The organism is Cytophagales bacterium, from assembly GCA_033344775.1.
Taxonomy (GTDB): domain Bacteria; phylum Bacteroidota; class Bacteroidia; order Cytophagales; family Cyclobacteriaceae; genus JAWPMT01.
The window spans coordinates 1-24,678 of record JAWPMT010000006.1; the positions used below are offsets into that span (position 1 = coordinate 1).

General features: G+C 43.6%; 10 protein-coding genes. 4 read left to right on the top strand and 6 right to left on the bottom strand.

Features of this window, described 5'->3' with window-relative positions; translation table 11 throughout:
• Positions 1-526: 526 nt before the first annotated feature.
• The 4 genes from R8G66_29790 to R8G66_29805 all read right to left on the bottom strand — a co-directional run bounded on the left by R8G66_29790 (position 527) and on the right by R8G66_29805 (position 17,735).
• Positions 527-14,383, bottom strand: a complete 13,857-nt coding sequence (locus tag R8G66_29790) for a DUF2341 domain-containing protein (protein ID MDW3196606.1) — start codon at positions 14,381-14,383, stop codon at positions 527-529.
• Positions 14,384-15,106: 723 nt separating this feature from the next.
• Complete coding sequence (locus R8G66_29795; protein ID MDW3196607.1) at positions 15,107-16,453, bottom strand: winged helix-turn-helix domain-containing protein; 1,347 nt, start codon at positions 16,451-16,453, stop codon at positions 15,107-15,109.
• Between the two features lie 86 nt (positions 16,454-16,539).
• Positions 16,540-17,406 carry a hypothetical protein gene (locus R8G66_29800; GenBank protein ID MDW3196608.1) on the bottom strand — a complete coding sequence of 289 codons (867 nt, stop codon included), beginning with the start codon at positions 17,404-17,406 and terminating at the stop codon, positions 16,540-16,542.
• Between the two features lie 122 nt (positions 17,407-17,528).
• Positions 17,529-17,735 (bottom strand): hypothetical protein, encoded by a 207-nt coding sequence (locus R8G66_29805; GenBank protein ID MDW3196609.1) that lies wholly within the window; start codon positions 17,733-17,735, stop codon positions 17,529-17,531.
• Positions 17,736-18,014: 279 nt separating this feature from the next.
• Between R8G66_29805 and R8G66_29810 the strand changes: the two genes are divergently transcribed.
• From R8G66_29810 to R8G66_29825, 4 genes are all read left to right on the top strand, one after another.
• Positions 18,015-18,350 (top strand): tRNA-binding protein, encoded by a 336-nt coding sequence (locus R8G66_29810; GenBank protein ID MDW3196610.1) that lies wholly within the window; start codon positions 18,015-18,017, stop codon positions 18,348-18,350.
• Positions 18,343-19,209: a hypothetical protein gene (locus R8G66_29815; protein ID MDW3196611.1), complete on the top strand. Its 867-nt coding sequence runs from the start codon at positions 18,343-18,345 to the stop codon at positions 19,207-19,209. The genes R8G66_29810 and R8G66_29815 overlap by 8 nt, the downstream gene beginning before the upstream one ends.
• Positions 19,210-19,257: 48 nt before the next feature.
• On the top strand, positions 19,258-21,210 hold the full coding sequence (locus R8G66_29820; GenBank protein MDW3196612.1) for a tetratricopeptide repeat protein: 1,953 nt from the start codon (positions 19,258-19,260) through the stop codon (positions 21,208-21,210).
• Between the two features lie 74 nt (positions 21,211-21,284).
• Complete coding sequence (locus R8G66_29825) at positions 21,285-22,238, top strand: bestrophin family ion channel (GenBank protein MDW3196613.1); 954 nt, start codon at positions 21,285-21,287, stop codon at positions 22,236-22,238.
• A gap of 68 nt (positions 22,239-22,306) precedes the next feature.
• Here the strand turns inward: R8G66_29825 and R8G66_29830 are convergent, their stop codons facing one another.
• The gene (locus tag R8G66_29830) at positions 22,307-23,488 is read right to left on the bottom strand and encodes an aminotransferase class V-fold PLP-dependent enzyme (protein ID MDW3196614.1); all 1,182 of its coding nucleotides are present in this window, start codon (positions 23,486-23,488) and stop codon (positions 22,307-22,309) included.
• Complete coding sequence (gene uxuA, locus R8G66_29835) at positions 23,478-24,641, bottom strand: mannonate dehydratase (protein MDW3196615.1); 1,164 nt, start codon at positions 24,639-24,641, stop codon at positions 23,478-23,480. The genes R8G66_29830 and uxuA overlap by 11 nt, the downstream gene beginning before the upstream one ends.
• Positions 24,642-24,678: the final 37 nt, after the last annotated feature.

Genomic DNA, 24,678 nt, shown 5'->3' on the forward strand with positions numbered 1-24,678 from the left:
TATTCTGCATCAATCGATATACCATGATCCAAGGTAATTGATTGGAAACTCAGTAAATCCTCCCGTAGGGTAAGTTCTTTGACAACATCCCGACAGTGACATAAGCCACCCTTGATTCTCGGTTGACACCTTTTAAATGACTCGCGTCATCATAGTCCCACCCAAAGCCTCTCTACAATCAGGAAACAACATTGGAGCAAAAGCCTCTTCCTGCTATTTCTGTGAAGTTTTATACTTTCTGATGAGTTGAGTCGATAACTGATACTTTTATATTTTACTAGCCCTTTTTTGCGTGGCATCATTCAGGTCATGGCAACTTTCTTTTTCAATGCAACAAAACGTTGATAACTCACTTAAGTCCGGGAAAAGGTCAATGAGCTGTATACAGACATTTTGTGTAAAATGCTTAAAAATCAGAGATTTGACCAAATTGCTAATCCGTTATTCACGTTAATTTAATTACACTAAATCAGAAGAAGACTAATCTGCGATTCCCGATCAGAAAATGGATTCAATATGGAACTCCTTACCTAGCAATCAACAACTTGTCACTCTTCAATTGGTTTCGGAACTGATAGATGATCGTGTAGATTCCTCTTGGTGTGTCTTGAGGTAAATAGATTTCCTGATCTTCATCGGAGGCTTCTATACGTTGGTTGAAGACCTTCTGACCTGACATATTCATCACAGAAAGCACAACCTCTTCACCCACACGGAAGCCATCCAGGTTAATATTGAATTTACCTTCCGTCACCGGATTAGGATAAACTTTGAATGTCACTTCTTCGAAGAATTCCTGCACGATCACAGCAATGATCGGACTGTACTCAAATTGGCCATCATAATCTACCTGTCGGAAACGATAATAGTTGATACCCGGCAGCGGCTGATCATCAATGAATCGATAAGCATTCCGGAAATCTGTGGTGCCATTTCCGGCCACTTCCCCAATATAGATGAAAGAAGAACCATCTTCAGACCATTCGATCTCAAAACGATCGTTGTTCAATTCTGCTGCCGTTTCCCAATTGAGGATCACGATCTTATCCTCAGCTACTCCGTCAAAGGAAAGCAATGTAACGGGAAGTGGAATTTCAACTGACTCAGCAGTATTGTCAGAAAATGTTGTGTAAGTATCACTGGTTACGATATTTGTCCCAGCATTTACAGAGCCACCTATCTCATTTCCTGAAGTAGAGAATTTTCGAGCCCTTAGCCTAGATTCCGTACCAACTACATCATCGTCGGTGTATGTGTAAGTCACATTATAATTAGGATTAACGATGCCTTCGTTTTCCAGCGACCAGTACCTACTGATAAAAATAGATTCGGTAATATTCGTATGGATCGCATCTCTCATATTGATGGTAACATTTGAATTGCTTAGCGTTCCTGAATTAAGGGTGAACGTAAACGGAGCATAATCATCCTCATCTCCGATGGGGAAGTTTAACGTTCCCGTACTGGTGACGGCATGTCTCAGTACACCAACTTCATCGACGATAAAGTAAGCTCGCTCATCACCACCGGTGATAGAAGAACTACTATTGACATTGAAATCAAAACTCGTAAGATCAACAAATCCACTGGTCAGGGTCAAGGTTCCATCAGTAGTGACATTAGACCCCATCGTTAACGTACTGTCAGTTCTTGTAGTAGCCCCAACTTTATTAATGGTCAGGTTATTAAATGTCTCACCACCTAAGGTATTTATTGTTTGCGTCGAGGTTCCATCAAAAGTAACCGTACCGGTTCTTGGCAAGAAAGTAATCTCGCTGATCCAGTTACCTTCAATTTCTATATTATAATCATCTGTGGTTCCTATGTTTCTCACATCGAAGAATGCAGCCGTACCTCCACTACTCTCGAAATCTACATTCCCCGTCACCACTATATCCCCGGTCAAATACTTGGTTGAACCGGCTGGTCCATTAGTAAACAGGTTATTATAAGTCATACCGGTTACACATTGTTCAATCACATTTGGATTCGTATAACCAATGGTAGAATTGTTATCACTCACATCAATTGTTCCTGATCCTGTAAGTTCTATGCACCCTTCACTCAGCTCTAACGTGTAGCCGTCAAGGTCTAAAGAGCCTGTTCCTTCTAGGGTCAAAGACCCAATTTCACTGTTACTGGAAAGGAATAAGTTGTGTCCATCTACAATTCTGGCGTTGGTACCAGTCGTTGGTACTACTCCAGTGGTCCAGGCCATAGGGTTGTTAAAGTCATTGCTCATTCCCGTTGACTGATATTGAACCAGAGCGATCTTGAAGTAATCACCATCATTAAAGGTCAATCCATCAACTCCTACTACGTTACCCGAAATCGGGGTGAGTGGAATGGTCGTATCAATATTGGTAAAGTCACCATCGGAAGTAACCACTAAAGCCCACGTCAAGCCATTGACTGGAGGTGTTGGCAAATAAGTGGTATCTATTTGAAAACTAATGCTTCCTGGCGAACCAGTCACATCGACTCTCCAATCTCTTTCTATGATCCTGGTACTGCCATTCGCCGGGGCTCCCGTAAAGGTCCAGGATGACATGTCTTGCCCATCATTGGCGATCATGACATATTCGTTATCATCCAGATTATTGGGATTTGATATGACTAAAAATTCCTCACTGGTAGCAGTCACATGCAAGTTTTCTATCCCTATCTGTCGACCAATTCCGATCAAATTGTAATTGAAATCTGTGGAGGAGGAACCATTGTAAGCATAGAAATCATTGGCGATTCCAATATTATACCTAGCATCTAAATAATTTTGGACAATCGTTTCCTGAGCATCATTCAAACCACTATTGTACACAATTAATTCTCCTAATTCCCCATTCAGACCTATTGAACCATCTCCAATCGTACTGTTCGCACCAATTTCTGTTGGCGTATAATCTATTCCGGAACTTAACACAGCTCCATCGGTCAATACTTCGGCCAGTCCTGAGCCGCTAACCAATTTGTACTGAATCAAAACGGGGGTAGCGTTGGATATTTCACCCCCTTCAAATACTCCATCCTGATCCTGATAAGCACCACTGGCATGCTCAAAACCGAGGATCAGATCATTGGTGGCATCTTCACCCCTGAAGATAATTTGATCAGTCGCAATGATGGATTCTGAAACCGTAAAAATGTCATAATCACTCTCCCCGCTGATCGCACTGGCTCTGGTCAGTGTCTGTGTCCCATTAAGCGTAATTGTAGCTTGATTATTTAATGTCCCAGTGGACACAGGGCCAGTGAAATCATTATTATTCCCGGAAACATCTGTCCAAGTACCTCCTGAATAATTATCTCCAATCAACCACAATAGATTACCTGAGTTATCCCCGACTCCTCCCGGTCCCGTACTTCCTGTTAGATCGTCATCATTGATGGTCAAAACATGTACGGTTGTTCCACCAATAGTAGCGTTTATGCCAGCATCAAGGGTGATCGTGATCGTCTCTGCGGATTCTGTGATCAAGTCATTGACAATGACTGCCTGAATATTTTCACTCGACTCACCAGCAAGAATCAGTAAAGACCCATCATCCAGGGTATAATCTGCACCCGAAGATGCCGTCCCGGTTACGGAATAATCAATGGACACATCATTTACAGCAACCATGTCGAGGCTGACCTCAATGTTTGCAGTCCCCCCAGACTCTCCAATGAAAGAATTTGCAGTAGTGAATCCCGCCACGGGTGCCGTATCATCATCAGTAATATCAAGCGTATATTCTGTAATCGCGCCAAGGTCTGCATTGGCCGGATTGGTCAACTGAATGGTTATAGTTTCCGTTCCTTCAAAAATGACATCATCAACTATAGTGATGTCAAATGTCATTGAGGTGGTCGTATTGTCTGCCGGAAAAGTAACCGTTGAGGTACTCAACGTAAAATCATCTGTCTCATCTGCCGCATCAGAACCTGCGGAAATAACAACCAGATCTACGGTAGTGGGTACATCATCATCCGGTATATTAATATCTAGCTGTACCTGAATAGGACTTGCCGCAGAAGCTTCTGACCCGGCTCCGGGTCCCGCTGAATTAAAGGTTACTGTTCTTCCTTCGGAGTTATCATTATCATTAATCGTATAGGTATGTACCGTATTGCTTCCCAGGGCTACATTAGAAGAAGGTGTGGTGAGTGTCACCTGAATGGTTTCATCACCCTCCTCGATCGCGTCATCGATGATACCGAGACTTATGTTTGCTGTCGACTGGCCTTCAGCAATAGTGATTGTGCCACTTTCTAGTAAGTAATCTACATTTCCGCCAGTTGCAGTTCCACCGGTTGCTGCATAATTCACAGTGGCATCAGCGCCCAGCGTAAAATTCAGTGCTACTTCAATACTCGGATTGGTATTGTTTTCATCGCCATTTGAATCCGACAGTGAAAACTGCACCACGGGTTGTCCAACGCCTATGGTAATATAGGTACCAGAGGCGATCGTAACTTCTTCCGAAACATGGAATCCAAAAATCTCAGAGTACTCTACCTGATAAGTCACCGCTCCGGACCTGAAGTCGCCATCATCATCTGTCCAAATCACATATTGGTCAAATCCCGTTGGCGGCGCTGGCAATTTTAATGTATCGATCATCAGAATAATCGTTCCAGGAGCTCCTGTAATGTCTGTTCTCCACTCTCTGGCCAACCTTCTTACACTGGAACCTCCACTTGGAGCTTCAGTAGTCGTCCAGGTCAAATCATCTCCATTATCATGCCCTGCAAAAACAAATTCATTGTTATCCAGATCACTTGGTCCACTAATCATTAATAAACTATCAGACATGGACTGTAGGTGCTGTTCATCATTTGCCCGACCAATTCCCACTATGTCGAAGCCATAGGTTCCTTCGAAAGCATAGTTATCATTAGGTATAGTAAGGTCGTATTTGTTGGCCAGATAGTTTTCTACAATGATTTTCTGGGCGTCATTCAGGACATTTCTATAAATAATGAACTCCGATATATTACCACCAAAGTCTGCCGCTGCCTGTGTCTGGTCAGCATCTCTGCTCCCCAAAGCGAAATTGTCATTAATGGCCATTACCTGGAAGTTATTATCCGCACCTACAGCAACACCATTTCTAAAAATTTGGGCGTTGTTAGATCCATCCTGGCTATCAAAAAGCCAGGTAGTAATATCTTCGGATGTACTCGTACTAACCGGTCCGTTTGTTCCATCCAGGCTATAGAGCCCAGTAGCACCTTGTCCTAATCTGAATGCTCCGGTAGCCGCGGTGTTATTTTCGATTAGATACTCGCCGCTCGTCTGTGACATCACAGAAAGGAATGAATAATTGGACAAGGCATTACTAAATCCACGAGGCGACTGGAATCCTTGAACAGAACTAGAAACAACCACCGTATTCCTCAGATTAAAAGCATCAACATCAAACGACGGAGCCGTACCAATTGCTGTGAAGTCATTTCCATTTCCAGAACGATCTTTCCAGGTCGACACACTGGCACCATCCATCGCATTGGCGACTCCTTTTCCATTGACCGCTGTTGCATCCAGCCAGAGCATGTTACTTTCGTTATCGCCTACGCCTCCCGGTCCATAAAAACCAAAAGCAGCATCATTGTCTGAAAGTGTGATGGTATGGGTCGTCTGACCGCCCAAAGTCCCTCCCATTTCATTACTAATCGTGAGAATGATTGTTTCGGCACTCTCTTCTATGCCATCATCTGTCAATGCGACATTGATTGTTCCCAGTTGGTCTCCTGCAGCTATGGTCAATGTCCCAGCGGATAAACTATAATCGGTCCCACCTCCGGTTGCCGTACCTCCGGTAACCGCAAAATCAATACTTACATCTTGCCCTGAGGTGGCAGACAGTTCTACTACAATTGGTGCGATACTTCCACCTTCATCAATGGTTGTGGCAGCACTTTGAAATGCGACAGTTACTGCTGCGTCATTATCGGTGATGGAATATGTATGTGTTACATTAGCTCCAAGGTTTGCATTGATCGGGCTACTTAAACTTATCTCGATGGTCTCAGTATCTTCACTTAATACATCATCAAGAATGGTGAAATCAATGGTACCGGATGTTTGGTTGGCGGGAATAGTAAGGGTATCGGCCGTAAAGGTAAAATCTGGTGCTGGGCTTGCTTCCGCTGTTCCTCCAGTGATCGCATAATAAACTTTCGTGTCATTCGTAGCATCTACACTACTTAAATCTACCTGAAGGGAAATGTTTGTCACACTTTCCGCTCCAGATGAATTATCTACATTAAACTGAATATTTCGTGCGTTATCGTCATCGTTGATAGTATAGGTAAATACTTCATCGATCAGTGAAACTCCCGCTGGTGAATTACTCAGCGTGATGATGATGGTTTCATCACTTTCAATATCAGAGTCATTGATAATACCAAGTGGTAAATTGGCAGTTGTTTGTCCAGCGATGAATGTTAGCTGTCCCGAGGCAGCTAAGGAGTAATCCGCATTACTTCCGGTAGCCGTTCCACCAGTAATGGCATAATCTACCGAAACGTCCGTACTACTTTCGAGGCTTAATTGTACGGTTGCATTTGCAGCAATAGTTTCCGAGCCTGAAAGTGCAACCGACTCAAAGGAAATGGACCGGGTAATGATACCGAAGGTTACATAATCACCGGAAGTGATAGAAAGATCGTTTGCTATGTACTGGCCGTCAACGAATACCGTATTGATGACTGTTGCACCTGAAGTGAAGTCGCCATCCGCATCCGTCATAATAATGTAGTCTTCATTTCCATTTGGAAGTGCTGGAAGCAAATCCGCATTGATGGCAATACTGATGGTTCCAGGAGACCCGGTATTATCAAACCTCCATTCCCTGGCGGTTCTTTGGATCCCTGCAGAAGGAATTTCGCTGGTCGTCCATGAAGAGACGCCACCATTGTCATGACCAAACAATACATATTCTCCATCATCCAAATCATCCGCATTGCTGATCGTCACAATCCCCGCCCGTGCCGCTACATGTTGATTATTGATATCTACTCGTCCTATTCCAGCTACTTCTACCCCATGGGAGACTTCAAAATTGTATAGATCATCCGATATGGTAAGGTCGTACTTCGCTGCTAAGTAGTTATTGATCAAGTTAGTCTGTGCAGCGTTGACATCTCGACTGAACATGATCACCTCTGCGATATCTCCCTGATAGAATTCTGTGCCGTCTTTACCCAGATAGAAATTAAATTCAGTATGCTCTGTAAATATGGCATTAGCATCATCTCTATTGACTAAAACACCATTGTTTCGGTACACGAGGAAAGTGTCTGATGAAACAATATGAGTGAATATACTATGATTACCCGCCCATGCAGGAAGATAGGTGGTACTGAAATCGTCACCGGCCAGGTCAAATACTGCATTTCCAGCACTGTTTGGAATCGAGGCACTGACACTGTTTGCATCTACTGTTCCGGATACATTATTGTCTGTGGCATAGGCATATGAATTCTGATTCAGGTTGTCAGTTTCCGATACAATGAAAATGGATAACTCATTACCAGGAAAACTAGCAGCAGTTAGCGTACCCTCCGAAACTAATGCATCGCTAAGGTTCTTAAAACTGATCTCCTTGTGACCATTCACCGCATTATCAACCACATCCGGAGCAGTACCGACAGGCACCATGTCATAATCCACGCTGACATTTTGGATAATATTATTCCAACTGGTAACACTGCTTCCTGAAAAGTTAACAGAATCAGCAATCAGCCATAATTTCAAAAGGTTTTCTCCAAGCGCGTTTTCGACATCCCCTACGCCACCTGGACCTTCGAATCCTAAATCGTCATTGTCAGCAATGGTCACGGTATGCACATCAAAACTTGCTTTAAGAGATCCGTTTACCGGATTCGAGAGGGTAATCTGTACCGTTTCAGGCGTTTCAATTTCTACATCATCGATTGGCTGGAAACTAATGGTCGTTGTTAAGCTTCCTGCTGGCACTGTAGCCGTTCCCGTCAAGGCAATATAGTCTGTACCGGCAACCGCATCACCGCCTGTTACTGCATAATCTACACTAACATTATTTCCAGATTCCAGTCCAAGTTCAAGGGTCAGTGCCACCACACTTGCTCCTTCATTCGCTACAGAAACGATATCTACAAAACCAATCTCCGGACCCGTATCATCGTCTGAAATCGTATAAGTGGTGGTACTTTCGGATCCAACTTTCGCATTAATTGAAGGATTGGAAAGTGAGATTTCAATCGTCTCATTCTCTTCATCGATCAGGTCATTGATCAACGGAAACTGGAAGGTTGCACTTTGTTGACCCGCAGGAATGGTTACCGTCCCCGAGACCAATGTATAATCCTCGTTGTTTACAGCCGTTCCGCCGGTTGCCGTATAAGTCACGGTGGTGGCACTTACATTGTCGATTGGATTTACAGCAACGGTAATTTCCAATTGCTCCGCACTATTTTCTGCGATCAGACAAGAAGCACTTGCCGTTTCAACCCCTACGGAATAGAAACTCGACGGATTGTTGTAGTTGTTGTACTCTGTGGCTATTCTGGCAGCACTCAACAACCCATTGTAGATCCGCACTTCATCCATTTGGCCATTGAAGCGGTTATTGGTTTCGCCTGACAGGGTCTCTCCTCCTATTGCGGCACTACCCACGTCAACACCCCAACCTCCATTGCCATTGGCTCCTGTCGTACCTAGTGCACCATCGACATAAATGGATCTGCTACCAGCTCCATCTGCTGACTCTACGTTCACCACACCAGAAACATAATGCCATCCTGAAGACGCACTGATTCCAGAACCATTAAAATCTACACTGGTGGGTCCGGCACCTCTGCTAAAGAACCTGACTCTTCCAACATTATTCCCGTCGAAAAGCGACAAAGAATAACCATTAGAATTATTATCATCATCTATAAATACCCGTTGCCCGTTCTCATCCGTATCGGGATTAACAAATGCCGTAACCGTAAAATCGGTCTGCAAATTAGGAAAAGAAGCCAATTCGATAAAATCACCGGCACCATCAAAATCCCGACCATTCCCAACCTTAGCACTTACATCGGACGTACCATTGTCCGTACCCCCATAACTGTTTGGTGATGAATCTCTTACATCTCCACCCATGTGCCATACGGCAACGTACTCCGACCAAACAGAAGAAACAGAAGGATCTGTGGTAATATTACTATTACCGTAATGCATAGACAATTCGGTATCTTCATTGAAGTCAAGCGTGGGAATGAGTACCCAGGCGATGTATTCTCCGGTCGTTTCATCATACCTTTCTATTTCGTGATCAAGCCAGATTAGCGCATCGCGGTAAGTGAAGGCGATATCATAGCCATTGCTGTTTTGAACATTGCCCCCATTGGCTACGGTTGCTAAATCGCCATCTGTAAATGAGACCAACAACGGGAAGTTGATAAGGTCCGCGCCATCGGCATTGTCTACCTGCGTGTTGTCAATGGTGATGGTCTTTGTGAAGCCATAATCACAAGGATTTCTGAATTCAATATCTCTTTGATTATCGTCATCGGTGATGGTGTATGTAAATACAGCATTGGTGCCAAGTAAGGTTCCTGTTGGTGCAGCCCCAAGGGTAATCACAATCGTTTCATCCGTTTCAATCTCAGACTCATCCAAAATTCCTAAATCAATGATTTCATCCGTTCTACCTGCGCTAATGACGAAAGAACCCGTTGTAGCGATGGAATAATCAGCACCTGAAGTGGCCGTTCCGGCGATGGTATATGGAATGGATAGGTCTGAACCTGACGCTACGGACAAAGTCAGGCTGATGGTGTTATTCGTACTTTCTACCCCCTGGAGCGCATTTTGTGAAAATTCGATGGTTCTGCGATGAGTGGCTATGGTGAAATATGTCCCCTGCGCAATCTCAATATTATTGGCAATGAATTCACCGCTCACTTCTGTCATGGCATAGATGGTTGCACCAGCACTAAAAACTCCATCATCGTCCGTTAACAAGACGTATTCGGTAAAATCTGTGGGCAGTGTTGGTAAGAGACTTGCGTCAATGGCCACAGAGATCGTACCAGGACTACCAGTGACATCTACCCTGAATTCTCTTTCAATGCGCTGAATGTTATTCAAATCGGCAGGAACATCGGTCGTCCCCCACGCTGAAATAGATTGATTATCATGACCTACAAAAACATAATCCCCGTCTCCTAAATCACTGGCGTTGGATATCGTAATCAGGCCGGTTTTGGCCGCAGTATGGAAATTCTCCGAATCTTCTTGTCCAATGCCAATGACTTCTGCACTATGGCTTGCCTGAAAACTATAAAAATCATTGGTTATAGAAAGCCCATACTTAGCGGCTAAGTAATTTTCAGTAATGATTCTCTGAGCAGCATTCACCGGACTGGTGTACATGATGTACTCCATGATGTCTCCGGCAAAGTTGTCCACACTAGCTCTACCTAACGTAAACTTACCGCTTGTATGATCTAAAACAGTACCCACGTCATTGTCTGAACCCACCAAAACACCATTTCGATAAGCCCTTTGACCCACATTAACGCCACTGGCACTTACCACATTACTAAATAAAGAGGGTTCTCCTACCCATTCGTTTAGGTAAGTAAATTGGATCCTCGGGGTACAGCATGTCCCTATGTCGAAGAATGCATTACCATTCCACGGCATGTGAGAATTGAAACGAGTCCCCATATTGATGGTACCATACACTGTAGATTGCTGGAAAAGGTTATCGTGTGTGGTAACTATAAATGCAGTCCCCTCATTGAAAGGAAATGTAGCGACACTCAGATTATCCACACTGGTCATGCGATCATTGACCGTACTACTGAAGCTCACAGCCGCATGACCATTAGCAATATTTTCTACATAAGTCGGATTAGCAATATCTGGTTGCATGTCCAGACCTGGATTATTGATCTCGTTTTCCCAATAGGTTGCATCGGTATTGTTCCCTGTGTTGGTCACTGAATCGGCAATCATCCACATCACCAGTGTTCCTGAACCGTCCGCATCACCCACTCCACCAGGTCCATCGATACCAAAGTTGTCATTATCATTGATGGTTACAATGATCTCATCAAAATCAGCATCAAGTAGCCCATTTACAGGGTTGGAGAGCGTAATTGAGAAGGTTTCTCCCAATTCTATGATTTCATCATCGATGATGTTAAAACCAACTTCAGCGGAAGTAGAATCTACTGGCACAGTCAATGTGCCGCTACTCAAGATGTAGTCCGTTCCTGAAGTAGCACTTATATCGGCAATCGTGTAATCTACCGTAATCGATTGGCCGGAAGAGGCACTTAAATCAACGGTCCATATGCTTAAATCTGAGCCTTCATTGACGAAAATGATGGTATCAGATGCTGCAATCGTAGGTCCATCATCATTATCCAGAATAGTGATCTCTATTTCATTATCAGCACCAAGACTTACGTCTGAAGTTGAAACAGGATTTGAAAGGGAAACGGTCAATGTCTCATCCGTTTCGTCCTGAGCATCATCCGTAATATCGATCGTGACGATTGTGCTAAGGTTACCTGCGGTGATTGTCGCAGTTCCTGCCGCCAAAACATAGTCGGTACCACTAGATGCCGTACCTCCGGTAATGGCATAATCAATAGCCACATCATTGGCATCCAAACCAGAAAGCGCAATCGTAAGGTTGACACTGTCCGCATCTTCACCCACTACCAATGGTGGCACCACACTCTGACTTCCAAAGGTCAGATAGTTGGTTGAAGGATCCATGCTATTGAACTCTGTCGCAATCCAATCGGCGTTCCTTACAACCGACGAAACCCGCACTTCGTCAAAGTTCCCTATATGCCTTCTTGAGGTCGTGTTGTCTTCGCCACCTATGGTCACATTGCCATTGGTTCCGGTGTGGGTTTGCCAGGTAGATCCTGAATTATCAGAAAGATCGCTGATGTCAGAAGCCCCGTCGACGTAGATAATCCGATGAAAGTTGGTCCGGTCTACTACAAAATTCAAGTGATACCACGTATCCTGCGAAAGGGTATTCACTGCGTCGATGATACCGGCACCAGAAAAGCCACGTTGGAATGATCTTATGTTGCCTGCACCCCCATCTCCCAGTGAAAATGCATATCCCTGTCCCCCATTGTCATCATGAAACAACCTGGCATTATTTGAAATGTTATCAGTTTTCATCCACATGGAAATAGTGAACTCCGTATTCAATTCGGGCATGGAGTTTGAAATCTGAAACACGTCATTGCCGTCGAAGAATTGGGACCTGCCCGCGATAGCATCCGCTTCAATGTCCGTGGAACCAGCTTGTATGGTTCCATCATAACCATTAGGTGAAGAATCATCATTGTCACTCATGTGAAATACCACATGGTAGTCTACCCATACCCCAGTAGTAGAAGGGTCGGTGGTAATAGACGAATTACCATAGTACATATCAAGAATGGTGTTTTCTGAGGCTGAAAACACCGGAAGTCGTACCCATGCTACATATTCACCGGTCGTCTGATCATAATATTCGATTTCATGATCTAAAAAGGTAAGGTCATCCTGATAGGTAAACCGAATGTCATAGCCATTGACATGTTCAACATTTCCGCCATTGCCGATGGTTGCCAGCTGTGGATCCGTGAATTTGATCAATACAGGAAAGTCAGTAAGGTCATTGCTACCACTGACCATGCTGCTATTGACAGTCACACTTTTCTTGAAACCATAACCAAATGGTGCATCAATCTGTACCGTATTGGCTGCATTTGTCCCATCGTCTAACACGGTGTACGTACTTACCGTAGTAGTACCCAATGTACCATGAGACTGAGATCCCCCCGTCAGAGTCAAAATTATCGTTTCATCCGTTTCAAAAGCATCGCCGGAAGTTATCGGTACATTGAGTGAAGTCGAAGTAGCACCAGCGGCAATTGTGAATGTCCCTGCCGAAGGTAAATCCTCCGTGCAAGTACCAGAAACAGCATAATCAACCGTTACATTGGCATCAACCGCATACGCCATTGCAACTTCGAATACGGCATCTCCCGCATCTTCTTTACCTGAAAAGGAAGTTTGTACAAAGTTTATCTCTGGTCTATAGGCACCAATGGTCACATACATACCATCTGTAACCGTAATACCGGAAGCTTCATATTCGGAAGTGGTCCCATTAAATGTCAACGGATATTGAGTGGCTCCATTCGTAAAATCCCCATCGTCATCTACCCATAGGGTATGAAATCCAAAATCAGCATTGAAAGCCGGAAGGTTTGTCGGATCAATACTGATGGTGATGGTACCTGGATTTCCTGTCGCATCAAATCGCCATTCCCGGGCAATTCGTTCCAGGTTGGAATCTCCATTTATTTGCTCACTGGTGGTCCAACTGGTTCCATTAGCATTGTCATGTCCTGCAAATACAAAATCACCATCCGTATCTATCGAGGTGGCACCCTTGATGGTTAAAGTCCCCGCCGATTTGGACTCCAGGTGTGTGTCTGATCCGGTTTGCCCGATTCCGATGACATCTACTCCGTGTGACGCCTGAAAAAGGTAATAGTCATTTGCAATGTCCAGGTCATATTTAGCCGCAAAATAGTTTCTCAAAATGTCCAATTGGGCGTCATTCACATCCGTCTTAAACATCACCATTTCCGCTAAATCTCCCTGAAAGTTATCCGTTGATGTATGGCCTAGATAAAAGTTTGTCGTACCATATTGATTGAAGGGAGTAAAGGCAGAATTGATGGCTTGAGATTGAATGAGTTGGTCTCTAAAAAGTTCTTTGAGTGAAGTATTATGCCTGGAAATCCAGATACCGTACTGACCTACCCATTCATCCTGATAATCTGCAACGATCCTACCATCGTCATCGGTATTGTTGATCGCACAACCACAATCACCCACATCCGAAAATACCTCACCATTCCAGGGGTTATGTGCTCCTACCCTATTGGATCCACTGCCCGAATCTCCGTCAGTTCCCGTTTGATAAGAGGAAGAACGTTGTTCATTGTTATCATGTCGTAGTACATAAAGAATTGTCGCAACGTTTGAAGGGAAAGTCGTGGCATCGACTGCTGATTGAGATTCCAGGGCATCCACCACATCGGCAAAACTGATTTCAGCGTGTCCATTGAGCGCGTTGGGAATATAGGTTGGTGCTACGACGGTCGTTCCAAAACCTAGCCCGGCAACATCCGCGAGGTTAGGTAAGGTAATTACTTCATTGGACCCGTTGAAGGTTGCTGAATCCGCAACTACCCAAATAGAAAGACCATCCCCAGGATTAGTACCTGTATTAAAAGTTTGTCTGTCCCCCACACCTCCAGGACCTGTTTGCGCGTAAAGTAAAATTGGCAATGATACAACCAATAGAAACAGCCAATGTTTGAGGTTTATCATATAATCTAAGCTCTTAAGGTTCTATCCTGAAATTTAGATTAAAGCATTACTTAATTGACGATCAATTCGGTAAGCAAGCCGTAATAGTCGATGAACAAGAAGAAAGCATCCATGGACATTTATCAGCCAAAATTTTCCATAAGATTGCAAATGGTGAATGCATACTTATTTGACTTGAATATAGTTTTAAGCAGCGGGGCAAATGATCCATTGTTATGTTCTAACTCAATATATTTGAGAGGGTTTTCTTGGGGAAGTTAAAGGCAAGCGAAACAGCCATAACGTTAATAAAGGAGTCCCTCACGGACCTCTGCCTGGTGTGTAGAATTAGACAGATATTTTTAGCTCATCATTTACCTATTCGAAAGATAGGCTTGAAGTTATGATAAGTTACGTTGTGTTACATGCAAGCCAGCATATTCAACACAATGATCAAATTTTACAACGAGAGCAAATTCCTTAGCACTTCCTTAGATGAAGTGATCTAGTACCTGAAATCTAAATGCAGCACAAAAGATTATCATGAGGAAATTAACTCACATTGCCTATATGAGTCAGGCTACCTTGTATTGCCATTTCAATCAGAATTTTGGAGTTTCTTAATGCCGTACGTATCAAGCAAGCAAAAAATACATCAGAAGACTCATTGGCTATTGTAATGGAAGTAGGATATCATTTTCATATTGTTTGTGGTTTAAGGGTTTTGAAATATGTCTGTTTGATTTAATTCAGTTGAAGATTGGAATGACTGGAGAGTATCGAAGCATGGAATTGCTTTAATAACATCGGATCACCAAGTTTTCCGATCCGCTGTTCACAGTCCCGATACATTTCCAGGGATGGCTTTCTTTTGGCCGTATCTTTCTTTTCATTGTTGAGGTATCGCCGGATCTGAGCATTCAGAATCAGCTTAAGCTGCACCTCTTGTTTTCGCTTTTCCTGTACTTCCCACCACTTCTTCGATCCTGTGAAGCCATGACGGTTCGTTGGATCAAAATATCGGTCAGGTAGCTGTACGTATCGATTCTCAGGGTCTTTCTGGATATACTTCTTGACCAGAAAGATGCGCTCGGTGTAAATCTCATGGACTCGCGTCAGGCGGTCCTCAGTCACTGGTTCATACCATTTTCGAAGTAACCTCTTTGCAGCTAGTTCCTGCCTTTCGGTGAGATATGCATCCCTGTAAAGCACGTTCTTAGCCAGATTCCAAAGCCTTTCTGCGTAAAAGGAAGTGGCGGCCCGAGCTTGATTTTCAGGGGATTTATCCCCGTTTCCCTCTCTAACTCGATGCCGCCCTTTTTCCCCTGCATCTTTGTGGGCTTTTTCGGATAACTCACACTTATCCACAGCCGCCGCCCGGCCCACCGCCTTTTCGCTTTTAATCGCCACTTTTTCCCCTGTGTGTCCCGCAAGGGTGTTGCCAGTGTAGCCTGAAAAGGCTTGAGGACTTGTGAGCGCATGCTCACGCCTTTTTGAAGTGTTGCCAGTTGAGACGTTTCGGCTGTTGATGCCCTCATTCGAAGGTATTTTCATGGAGTTAACCACATCTATTATTATATTATTAGTGTTTCTAGTGTTACCAGCATCTGTATGTAGACGTTTTGTCGTTTGTTCTTTTTCAAAATGGCCTTTCTGAGCTTCTACGGCCTCTTTTGCTGATTTAACATCTTGCGCCTTTTTTGCCTCATCTGGGCTTATTCTCTCCATTACCAACAGGATATCCGGGTTTATCCACAACTCATAACTAGCATTACTACCATGCCATACCTTCCTGGAGATCACACCTGCTTCCATTAACTTCTGGATATGACGTTGGACTGTGCGGGTACTTGAATGACTCAATTTGGCCAGCTGCACATTGTTGGTTCTCAGTGATGGCAAATTGTCCTTATCTACTTTTTCTACTCCATTGGCTTTAATCAGAGCTGAACCATATAGTCTTATCAGTTCTTTAGCTGTTGCTGATACACTTTGTCTTATCTGTAGCGATAGGTCTTCTGTTTTGCTGTTGTAGGTTTTGACATATCTATCAAGGGCTTTGAAGGCCGTATGGTAATGAAGAAAGATCATTGTTGCTTTAGTTTATGGAGTTAATTGTTTGAAAAGAGTTTGAATTGGATGTTGATCAGTTATTGTTCTTTGCTGTTGCTTCGTGATCAGGGTTCATGTTCAACAGGTGAGCCATTGACTGATAGCTTCTCTTCTTGACTGGCTTTGTAAACCTTACACTTTCGTAGATGTCCAAACTTGGAACTCATGTCTTTGAAGCTTTTGCCACAGATACAGATCAACTCCTTTTCAGCTTGTTCTTTGAAATTTCGAAGGTTTTCCAGTTCCTCTTGTTGTTCTGTGTTTAGCTGTTCTTGTGCTGATAGCTTCTCCTTGTAACTAGAAAGCTTCTGGTTCAATTCATCATTGCTACCTGTTAATTCCTGTTCCTTTTCCTGATGAGATTTTAGTTGAGTCTGGTATTGGTTAAGTTCTGACCTGAGCTTGTTGATATAGATTCTCAGGTCATTGACCAACTTGTTGAACCTTGATCGCTTCATGATCTGAGCTTTGAACAGTTCACTAAAATGATGGACCGTGAAAGCGAATGTTCCTCCGTAGATTAACATCGTAACTGCCTTTGTGATCAGTTCGAGGTAATTCCTGGTATGAGGATCGATTTGTTGTTCAGGGTTAGAGAACCGGTAGAAGAGTTCATAGAACACAACCACACCATCCCAGGCCAACTCATTGATGAAGAAGATTGAGATAGCGAAGATGACTGCTTTTGAATCTCCTATCCATATCAAGGCAAAGACAATGAGGTCAAATATGATCACCACAGAATAAGCGTGGTAGAGGCTGACTGAAGTGCTTATCTTCATATATAGATGCGCACTGTGGTCAAGGTTATTGATCATTGCCCCGCTGACAATCAACATCAGGAAGGTGCGGAAGTTGAAGACGGTCGCTATCCATTTTTCACGGATTTCGATAGGATTACCAGAGGAGTCAGTTTTTTTATTACTATTCATGTTATTTGATGTTTGAAGCTTTGAAAGACTTGGAGTTTGTTACCAGAGAATCACAAGGAGGCGTGATGCTTAAAAAAGGGATGACCTCAATTGAAGCTGCTCACAACTCTGAATTGATTTGATTAATTGTTCCTTTGATTTCTGATCGCTGCAACCAGATCATGGAAGGCCAGAATGGCACCAGATAGGAATTGCAATACAAAACGACCTGCTACAAGGCCAACAATAACCCAGACTCCAGTCTTGACAACTTTGATCTGACCCTGGCTCAGGATCTGATTTTGATACTCGAATAAATGGGTGGCTTTTTGTGATGTTGAATTTCTCATTTGAAATGGATTTTGATTGATATCACACTTCTCTAGCTCACATAGAGAAATTCAGAATAGCGCGGGTATCCGCACCTAGAAAATTCGAAATTGGGACCCTTGGGCCCACATTAAAACCTCTGCTTTGCAGGGGTTTTTTTGTATACTTTTATTTCTCTCAACAGAACATCTCCATCACTGTGGATCATTCTAAAATTCCATAGACAGCCTCATCAATTAGAAAGGCGCTACTTTTTGAAATGCTGATCCGTTTTTCCGCAATCAACTAACTTTAGCTCCATGGAAATATCATGGCAAGATTTTGCTAAAGTCGACATGCGCATTGGCACCATCATTGCTGCAGAAACGTTCCCGGAAGCCCGAAATCCAGCTTACAAATTACGAGTTGATTTCGGAGAGGAGATCGGGATCAGAAAAAGCTCTGCTCAGATCACTGCGTTTTATCAACCAGATGATTTAGTGGGGAAACAAGTCATGGCAGTGGTTAATTTTCCTCCAAAGCAAATTGGCCCGGTGAAAAGCGAATGCCTGGTGATGGGAGCTTATGATGAAAATCACAATGTAATTCTAATGCACCCCGAACGACCTTTACCCAACGGATCAAAAATTGGCTAATCAACTACACATTCTTAACGGCGATGCTACCGTTCCAGAATTCCGAAAAAGCGGAATACCCGGTAAAATAGTAGTTTGGCGCGAAGTGCTGTGCGAAGGTCCGGTCAAAGGACCAATTCAGGAAGATCTATTTTGGGAACAAAGGGCCGCATACATCCAGGATAAATTTGGAGGAGAGCATTACAAGGAAAAAATGATTGCTGAATTGGATAAGATCCGGAACCTCAGCTCCTATGATGAAGTGGTCTTATGGTTCGAATACGACTTGTTTTGTCAGGTCAATTTGTTGGCTTGCCTCAACTTTATCGATCATGAAAAAATCTGTTTGGTTTGTTTGGGTGATGAGTTGGATGGTCAATTGCGTGGCCTCGGCGAAATAGCTGCAAATGACTTTATTACCTTGTTTGAAAGTCGTCTCCCCCTCTCAAAAGATGATCTTGCTTATGCAAAAGCAGCCTGGCAAGCTTACACTTCCGACACTCCTGAGCAGTTGTCGGTGTTTTCCTCTTCAGACACTTTTAAACACTTTAAACCAGCGATTGCAGCTCATCTTACCCGGTTACCTGGCAAAAACGGTCTTAATCAAGTGGAAGAAAAAATGTTACTGCTGATTAAAGAAGGGATCAACAATGATCGAAAGCTTGTAGGGACCCTGCTTCGGGATCAAGGCTACTTCGGCCTGGGCGATCTTCAATATTTCCAATATCTGGATCAATTGAGGCCGCTATTGAAGGAAGAAGCATTGGAACTCAATGAATTGGGAATCAATTGTCTTGAGGGATTGGCCGTATTTCCACAACCCGACCAGTACATTGCTGGCGTATTCCGGCCTTCGTATTTTGAGAAAACCTGGCAATAAATAAATTGCAATTTCAATTGCCCAACGGTTTATGCATCTTTGGGTGCCATGAAATTCAAGTTCACCGCCGCCTTATTGATCATCGCCTTGCCAATTCAGTCCCTTTTAGGGCAAAATGTGCCTTCTGAAAAGCAACTAGCCACTTGGGAAAGTCAAGTCAATCAATACAAAACCTCGGATACATCCCTGTTCAACATTTATCTGGATTCCATCAAAACACAGTTACTCGACAAGACAGATACCGCTCATTTCTGGAAGGGCAAATATCACATGATGCGGGCTTCACCTTCGTGGAAAAATGCTGATATCGATTGGCTTCGTGAAAATTATAAAACCGCATTGGCGTCCTTCCTGAAAACTGGAAACCAATACTACATCGCACTGGCTACCGATCGGCTTGGGCGTGCCTATGTTCACGAGCGACAATACGATTCGGCAAGAACTTATTTATACGAAGCTTACAAAATCGCTCAGGGAACGGAATCTTATGCACTAAAGAAAGATATTCTCGGCTCTTTGAGCATGCTTTATTTCTATTCGGAAGACTATGAACAAGCTTTACAATACATGAAAGAGTTTCGTTCAAGTGTGATTGCCAACAAAGACAGCACCCAGTTTGCCGGGGCGTTCAATAATCTGGCTGCAGCTTATTACAGATTGGAAAAATATGATTCATCGATGATTTATCACCGCGAATCACTGAAACTGGCTTTGGCTTCCAATAGCCAAATCGACATTGCCTTTTCTTACCTCAATTTTGGGGAGATCTATGCCAAACTGGGGGTTTTCGATAGTGCCATTCTTTATTCACAAAAGTCTGAATCGATCTTCATGTCACTCGACTACCCGTATGGAATTGCCGCTACTACGTTGAATCTGGGCAAAGCTTACATAGGTATCAACCGACCAAAAAATGCGCTCGAAAGTTTAGCTCAGTCACTTGAAAGCTCACGTAAGAACAAAGACCCGGCTCACGTAAGGGATGTATTAGACATCATGATCATTGCCAATCAACAACTTGGGGATTTTGAAGGTGCCTTCAATTCGTTATCAGAAAGGGTGACAATCAAAGATTCCCTGGATAGAATTGTTAAAAGACAGGAACTTGATGAATTGATCACGAAATACGAATCCGAGAAAAAAGAACAACTGATTAAGCTACAAACGGCGCAATTGTCTGAAAAAGAGGCACAGCTTAATCAAAACAAATACTTGATTGTCGTACTGATCATCTTTGTGGTTTCGGTCATTACTGTCTCGATGTTGAATAGAAATCGCTTGAAGAAAAAGCAGCAGCTTACCCTTCAGGAAGAGCACCTGAAATCACAAGAAGCTGAAATTAAAGCCGCCATTACTTCCCAGGAAAGAGAGCGTACCCGATATGCAAGAGACCTTCACGATGGTTTCGGGCAAATGATCTCCATACTGAACATGAACCTTGGCAGCTTAAAAAAAGACACCAATCCTGATGGAAGACAAACGGTCTTTGAAGCTTCGGAAAAGGTAATCAATGACATGTATGGCGAGCTCAAAAGGATTTGCTTCGACATGATGCCACAAACGCTGGTTCAATCCGGACTGCAAAGTGGCCTGGAAGAATTTGCCTCAAGGGTAAATCTCTCGGGCAAAATCGCTGTAGAAACAAACTTTTTCGGCCTGGAAAAACGATTATTGGATATCCAGGAAATATCACTCTATCGCATATCACAGGAGTGGGTCAATAATGTGTTAAAATATTCTGATGCTGATAAAATCACCATTCAAATTACGAGAGATGAAGAAGAAATTACCTTGCTAATAGAAGATAATGGGACTGGTTTCGACAAGTCATTATTGGAAAATTCAAATGGTAATGGCTGGAAAAACCTCCATAGTCGGGCAAAACTCATCCAGGGTTCCATTGAATTAGAAACCGAAGCTGGCGTTAAGGGAAATACCCTGATCGTAAATGCAGCGGCTAACCTGAAACAAGAACGCATAAACTCAATGGCTGAAGTTTAATCCCTTAGGCGCTTGAAAAATTAGATTCAAGATGATTTTTTGCCATATTTACTCTCTATCTGGCTTCTTAATTTATGATATTAAAGTTCTCTGATAACATTTTCCGGCAAGTAGTCGGTATAGCTGCTTACAACCTGAAGGGGATCATCGCTTTTACGATCATTCCCATCATAGCAGTGGTTCAACATGAACTAGAAGGGATTCATCACTTCACCGGATTTGATCTTCCGATCGCGCCAGTGACCATTGTTGGTGGCGCACTTGCTATTTTCCTGGGTTTTAGAAATAACAGCGCCTATGATCGATGGTGGGAGGCGCGAAAAGTTTGGGGAAGCATTGTGAATACCTCACGGACGCTTTGCAGTCACGTGCTTACATTTCCTTCTTCGAAACATGGCAATAGTGATGCGGATGCTGTGAAATCATGGCAGGCATCTATAATCAAACGGCAAATCGCCTGGTTGTATGCGTTGAAAACCACCTTGAGAAATCAAGGCGAATGGGAAGCAGTCAGTAAGTACCTTTCATCGGAAGAACATGAACGATTGATGACCCGCAGTAACAAGCCTACGCATTTGTTACATCATCAAAATCAGGCCATCGCAGAGGCTTTTGAAAAAGAAATGATCGATAGCTTCCGACATGTCGAATTATCAAAAATGGTGGAGCATCTCTACTCCTGGCAAGGCATGTGTGAACGGATCAAAAAAACAGTTTTTCCACACTACTACAATTACTTCACCAAAGTTTTCCTCTGGTTATTCATCATTTGTCTACCCTTTGCCCTGGCTCCGATCATGGAATTCATGGCCATTCCCATGAGTATAGGGATCTCCTTTATTTTCTACATCCTGGATCGGTCCGGTGAAACAACTGAAGATCCATTTGAAGGCCGTGCAGCTGACACGCCAATGAGCACCATTACCCGGGCCATAGAAATTGATCTGTTGGAAATGCTTGGGGAAGAGAATACACCTAAGCCCCGTGAAGTAAGCCTAACGAAATTCGGAGCGGCGTTTCAGGATTAGTACTTCATTGAAAAATTCAAGAAATGTCAGGTTGAGCCTGCCTTGTCGGAAGAAGGGCCTGTCGAAACCTACATGGCATCAACGATATGCATCAATCGTTCAGCCTCCTCTTGGGTATTGAAATAATGAGGGGAAATTCTTAAGAACCAATCTACACCCTTGTTCCTGGCATCAAGCAACGCATTTCTTGCTTGCCCTACGGAGAAGTAGACGCCATGTTGCTTCAGGTGACTTTCCATTTCCACCAGCCCAACACCTTCTTTTCTAAGTGTAATGATGTTGCTCAGATGAGTCCCCTTGTCTAATATCGTGATTCCGGCTACATCTCTTAAGGCCTCTCTTAATTTACCAGAAATTGCCAATCCCGCTTTTTCAATCAAAGGCATGCTCAACTCATTCGCATAACGAGCCGCTTCTTTTAATCCAACCACATTAGCATACTGAAACTCCCATAGCTCAAATCTTTGCGCGGAAGAAACCGGAAGATATTGATCCGGCTCTACCCAATCAGCACCATAGAGGTCCAGGAAAAGTGGCTCCAGATTACTTTGTAGTACCTTATCGGACACATACAGAAAACCACATCCACGCGGACCTCTGAGAAATTTTCGGGTTGTCGCGCTCAGAAAATCACATTGAATGGCTTCTACATCAACGATTAGTTGACCAACTGACTGACAGGCGTCCACCAAAAAATAGCAGTCCTCTACCTGCGCACATAGCCTACCGATGGCATTAACATCCTGAATCAAGCCAGAGCTGGTTGGCACATGCGTCACGGCAACCAACTTCGGACGATGGGCCTTGAAAAGTTGCTCGAATGCATCCAGGTCCAGGTCGCCATTCTCTGAACCAGGGACCCTGACTACTTTCACTCCTGACCGTTTTTGCAGGGACAAAAATTGAATTTGATTGGAAACGTAATCCTGGGTAGTGGTCAATATCGTGTCCCCTTTTACAAATGGGATAGCGGACAGAGCGCGCGCATACGAATCCGTTGCATTATAAGTAATTGCAATATTATCAGCAGTCGTATTGAGCATCTTCGCCACTTCCAGATAAGCAGCTTTGATCTCAGCTTCTTTTTGAGCCGCCAGAAGGTACCCTCCCACTTGCTCCTCCTCTTTCAGGTAATCGATCATACTTGCTGTAACTGCCTTGGGAGGTAAAGAGGATCCCGCACTGTTGAAGAACAACTTATCGTGGCATCCAGGGGTGTCTTCTCTTACTTTGTTGATATCAAGCATCATTCAATGTCTTTGTGATCCCTAGGGTCAATCCTCGCAATTCGGCCAGTCCGCGCAATCGACCGATCGCAGAATAACCAGGGTTTACTGATTTACTTAAGTCATCAAGCATTTGATGACCATGATCAGGGCGCATAGGTAGGTCTTTTTTGTGGAGTTGGACCAATGCTCGAACCACTTCATACATGTCTACACTCCCTGTAAGGTGATCTGCCTCATGAAAACTTCTGTTTTGCTCACGTTGTATATTACGCAAATGAACAAAATGGATCTTTTCACCATACGCTTCAACCATCTCTGTTAAATCATTATCAGCTCTTGCTCCTAAAGACCCACTACAAAAGGTCAACCCATTGGACATGCTTTTGACGGCATCCAATAATTCCCGGATATCGTAGGCAGTACTCACAACCCTTGGCAAGCCAAAAAGCGGAAAAGGTGGGTCGTCCGGATGTATGGCCATCTGAATTCCCACTTCTTCGGATACTGGAATAATATGTTCTAGAAAAGAGTAAAGGTTTTGCTTGAGCTGATCGGGACTTATAGTTTCATAGGCTTTTATCGCTGCTGCAAAAAGACCCAGGTCATATCCTTCTTCCGCCCCGGGCAACCCTTTGATGATACTTCTCTCCAATTCTTTGCATTGATCCAAGGTGAGTCCTCTGAAGTAATCCTCCGCTTGCTCAACAATTGCGGATTCATAATCGGCTTTAGCAGTTGCTCTTTTGAGAATATGAATGTCGAAGGCCGCCATTGCAACCTCATCAAAACGCAGAGCCAATGAACCGTCTTGAACTTCGTAGGTCAGGTCCGTTCTGGTCCAGTCCAGCACCGGCATGAAATTGTAGCATACGGTTCGAATCCCACAAGTAGCAAGATTCCGTAAACTTTGCTGATAATTGTCCAGGTATTGCTCGTAGTTTCCTGTTCGTCTTTTGATGTCTTCATGAACCGGAATGCTCTCCACCACCGACCATGGCAAATCATATGCCGCCAGTTCCTGTTGTCGTTTTTGTATCTCTTTAACCGGCCAAACTTCACCATTCGGGATATGGTGCAGGGCAGTGACTATTCCTTTCGCTCCGGCTTGTCTGATATCTTGCAAACTTACCGGATCATTGGGCCCGTACCATCGCCAGGTTTCCAGAAAAGACATGTATCAAAGTTAGATAGGTGTAAACAAAAAGAGCCAC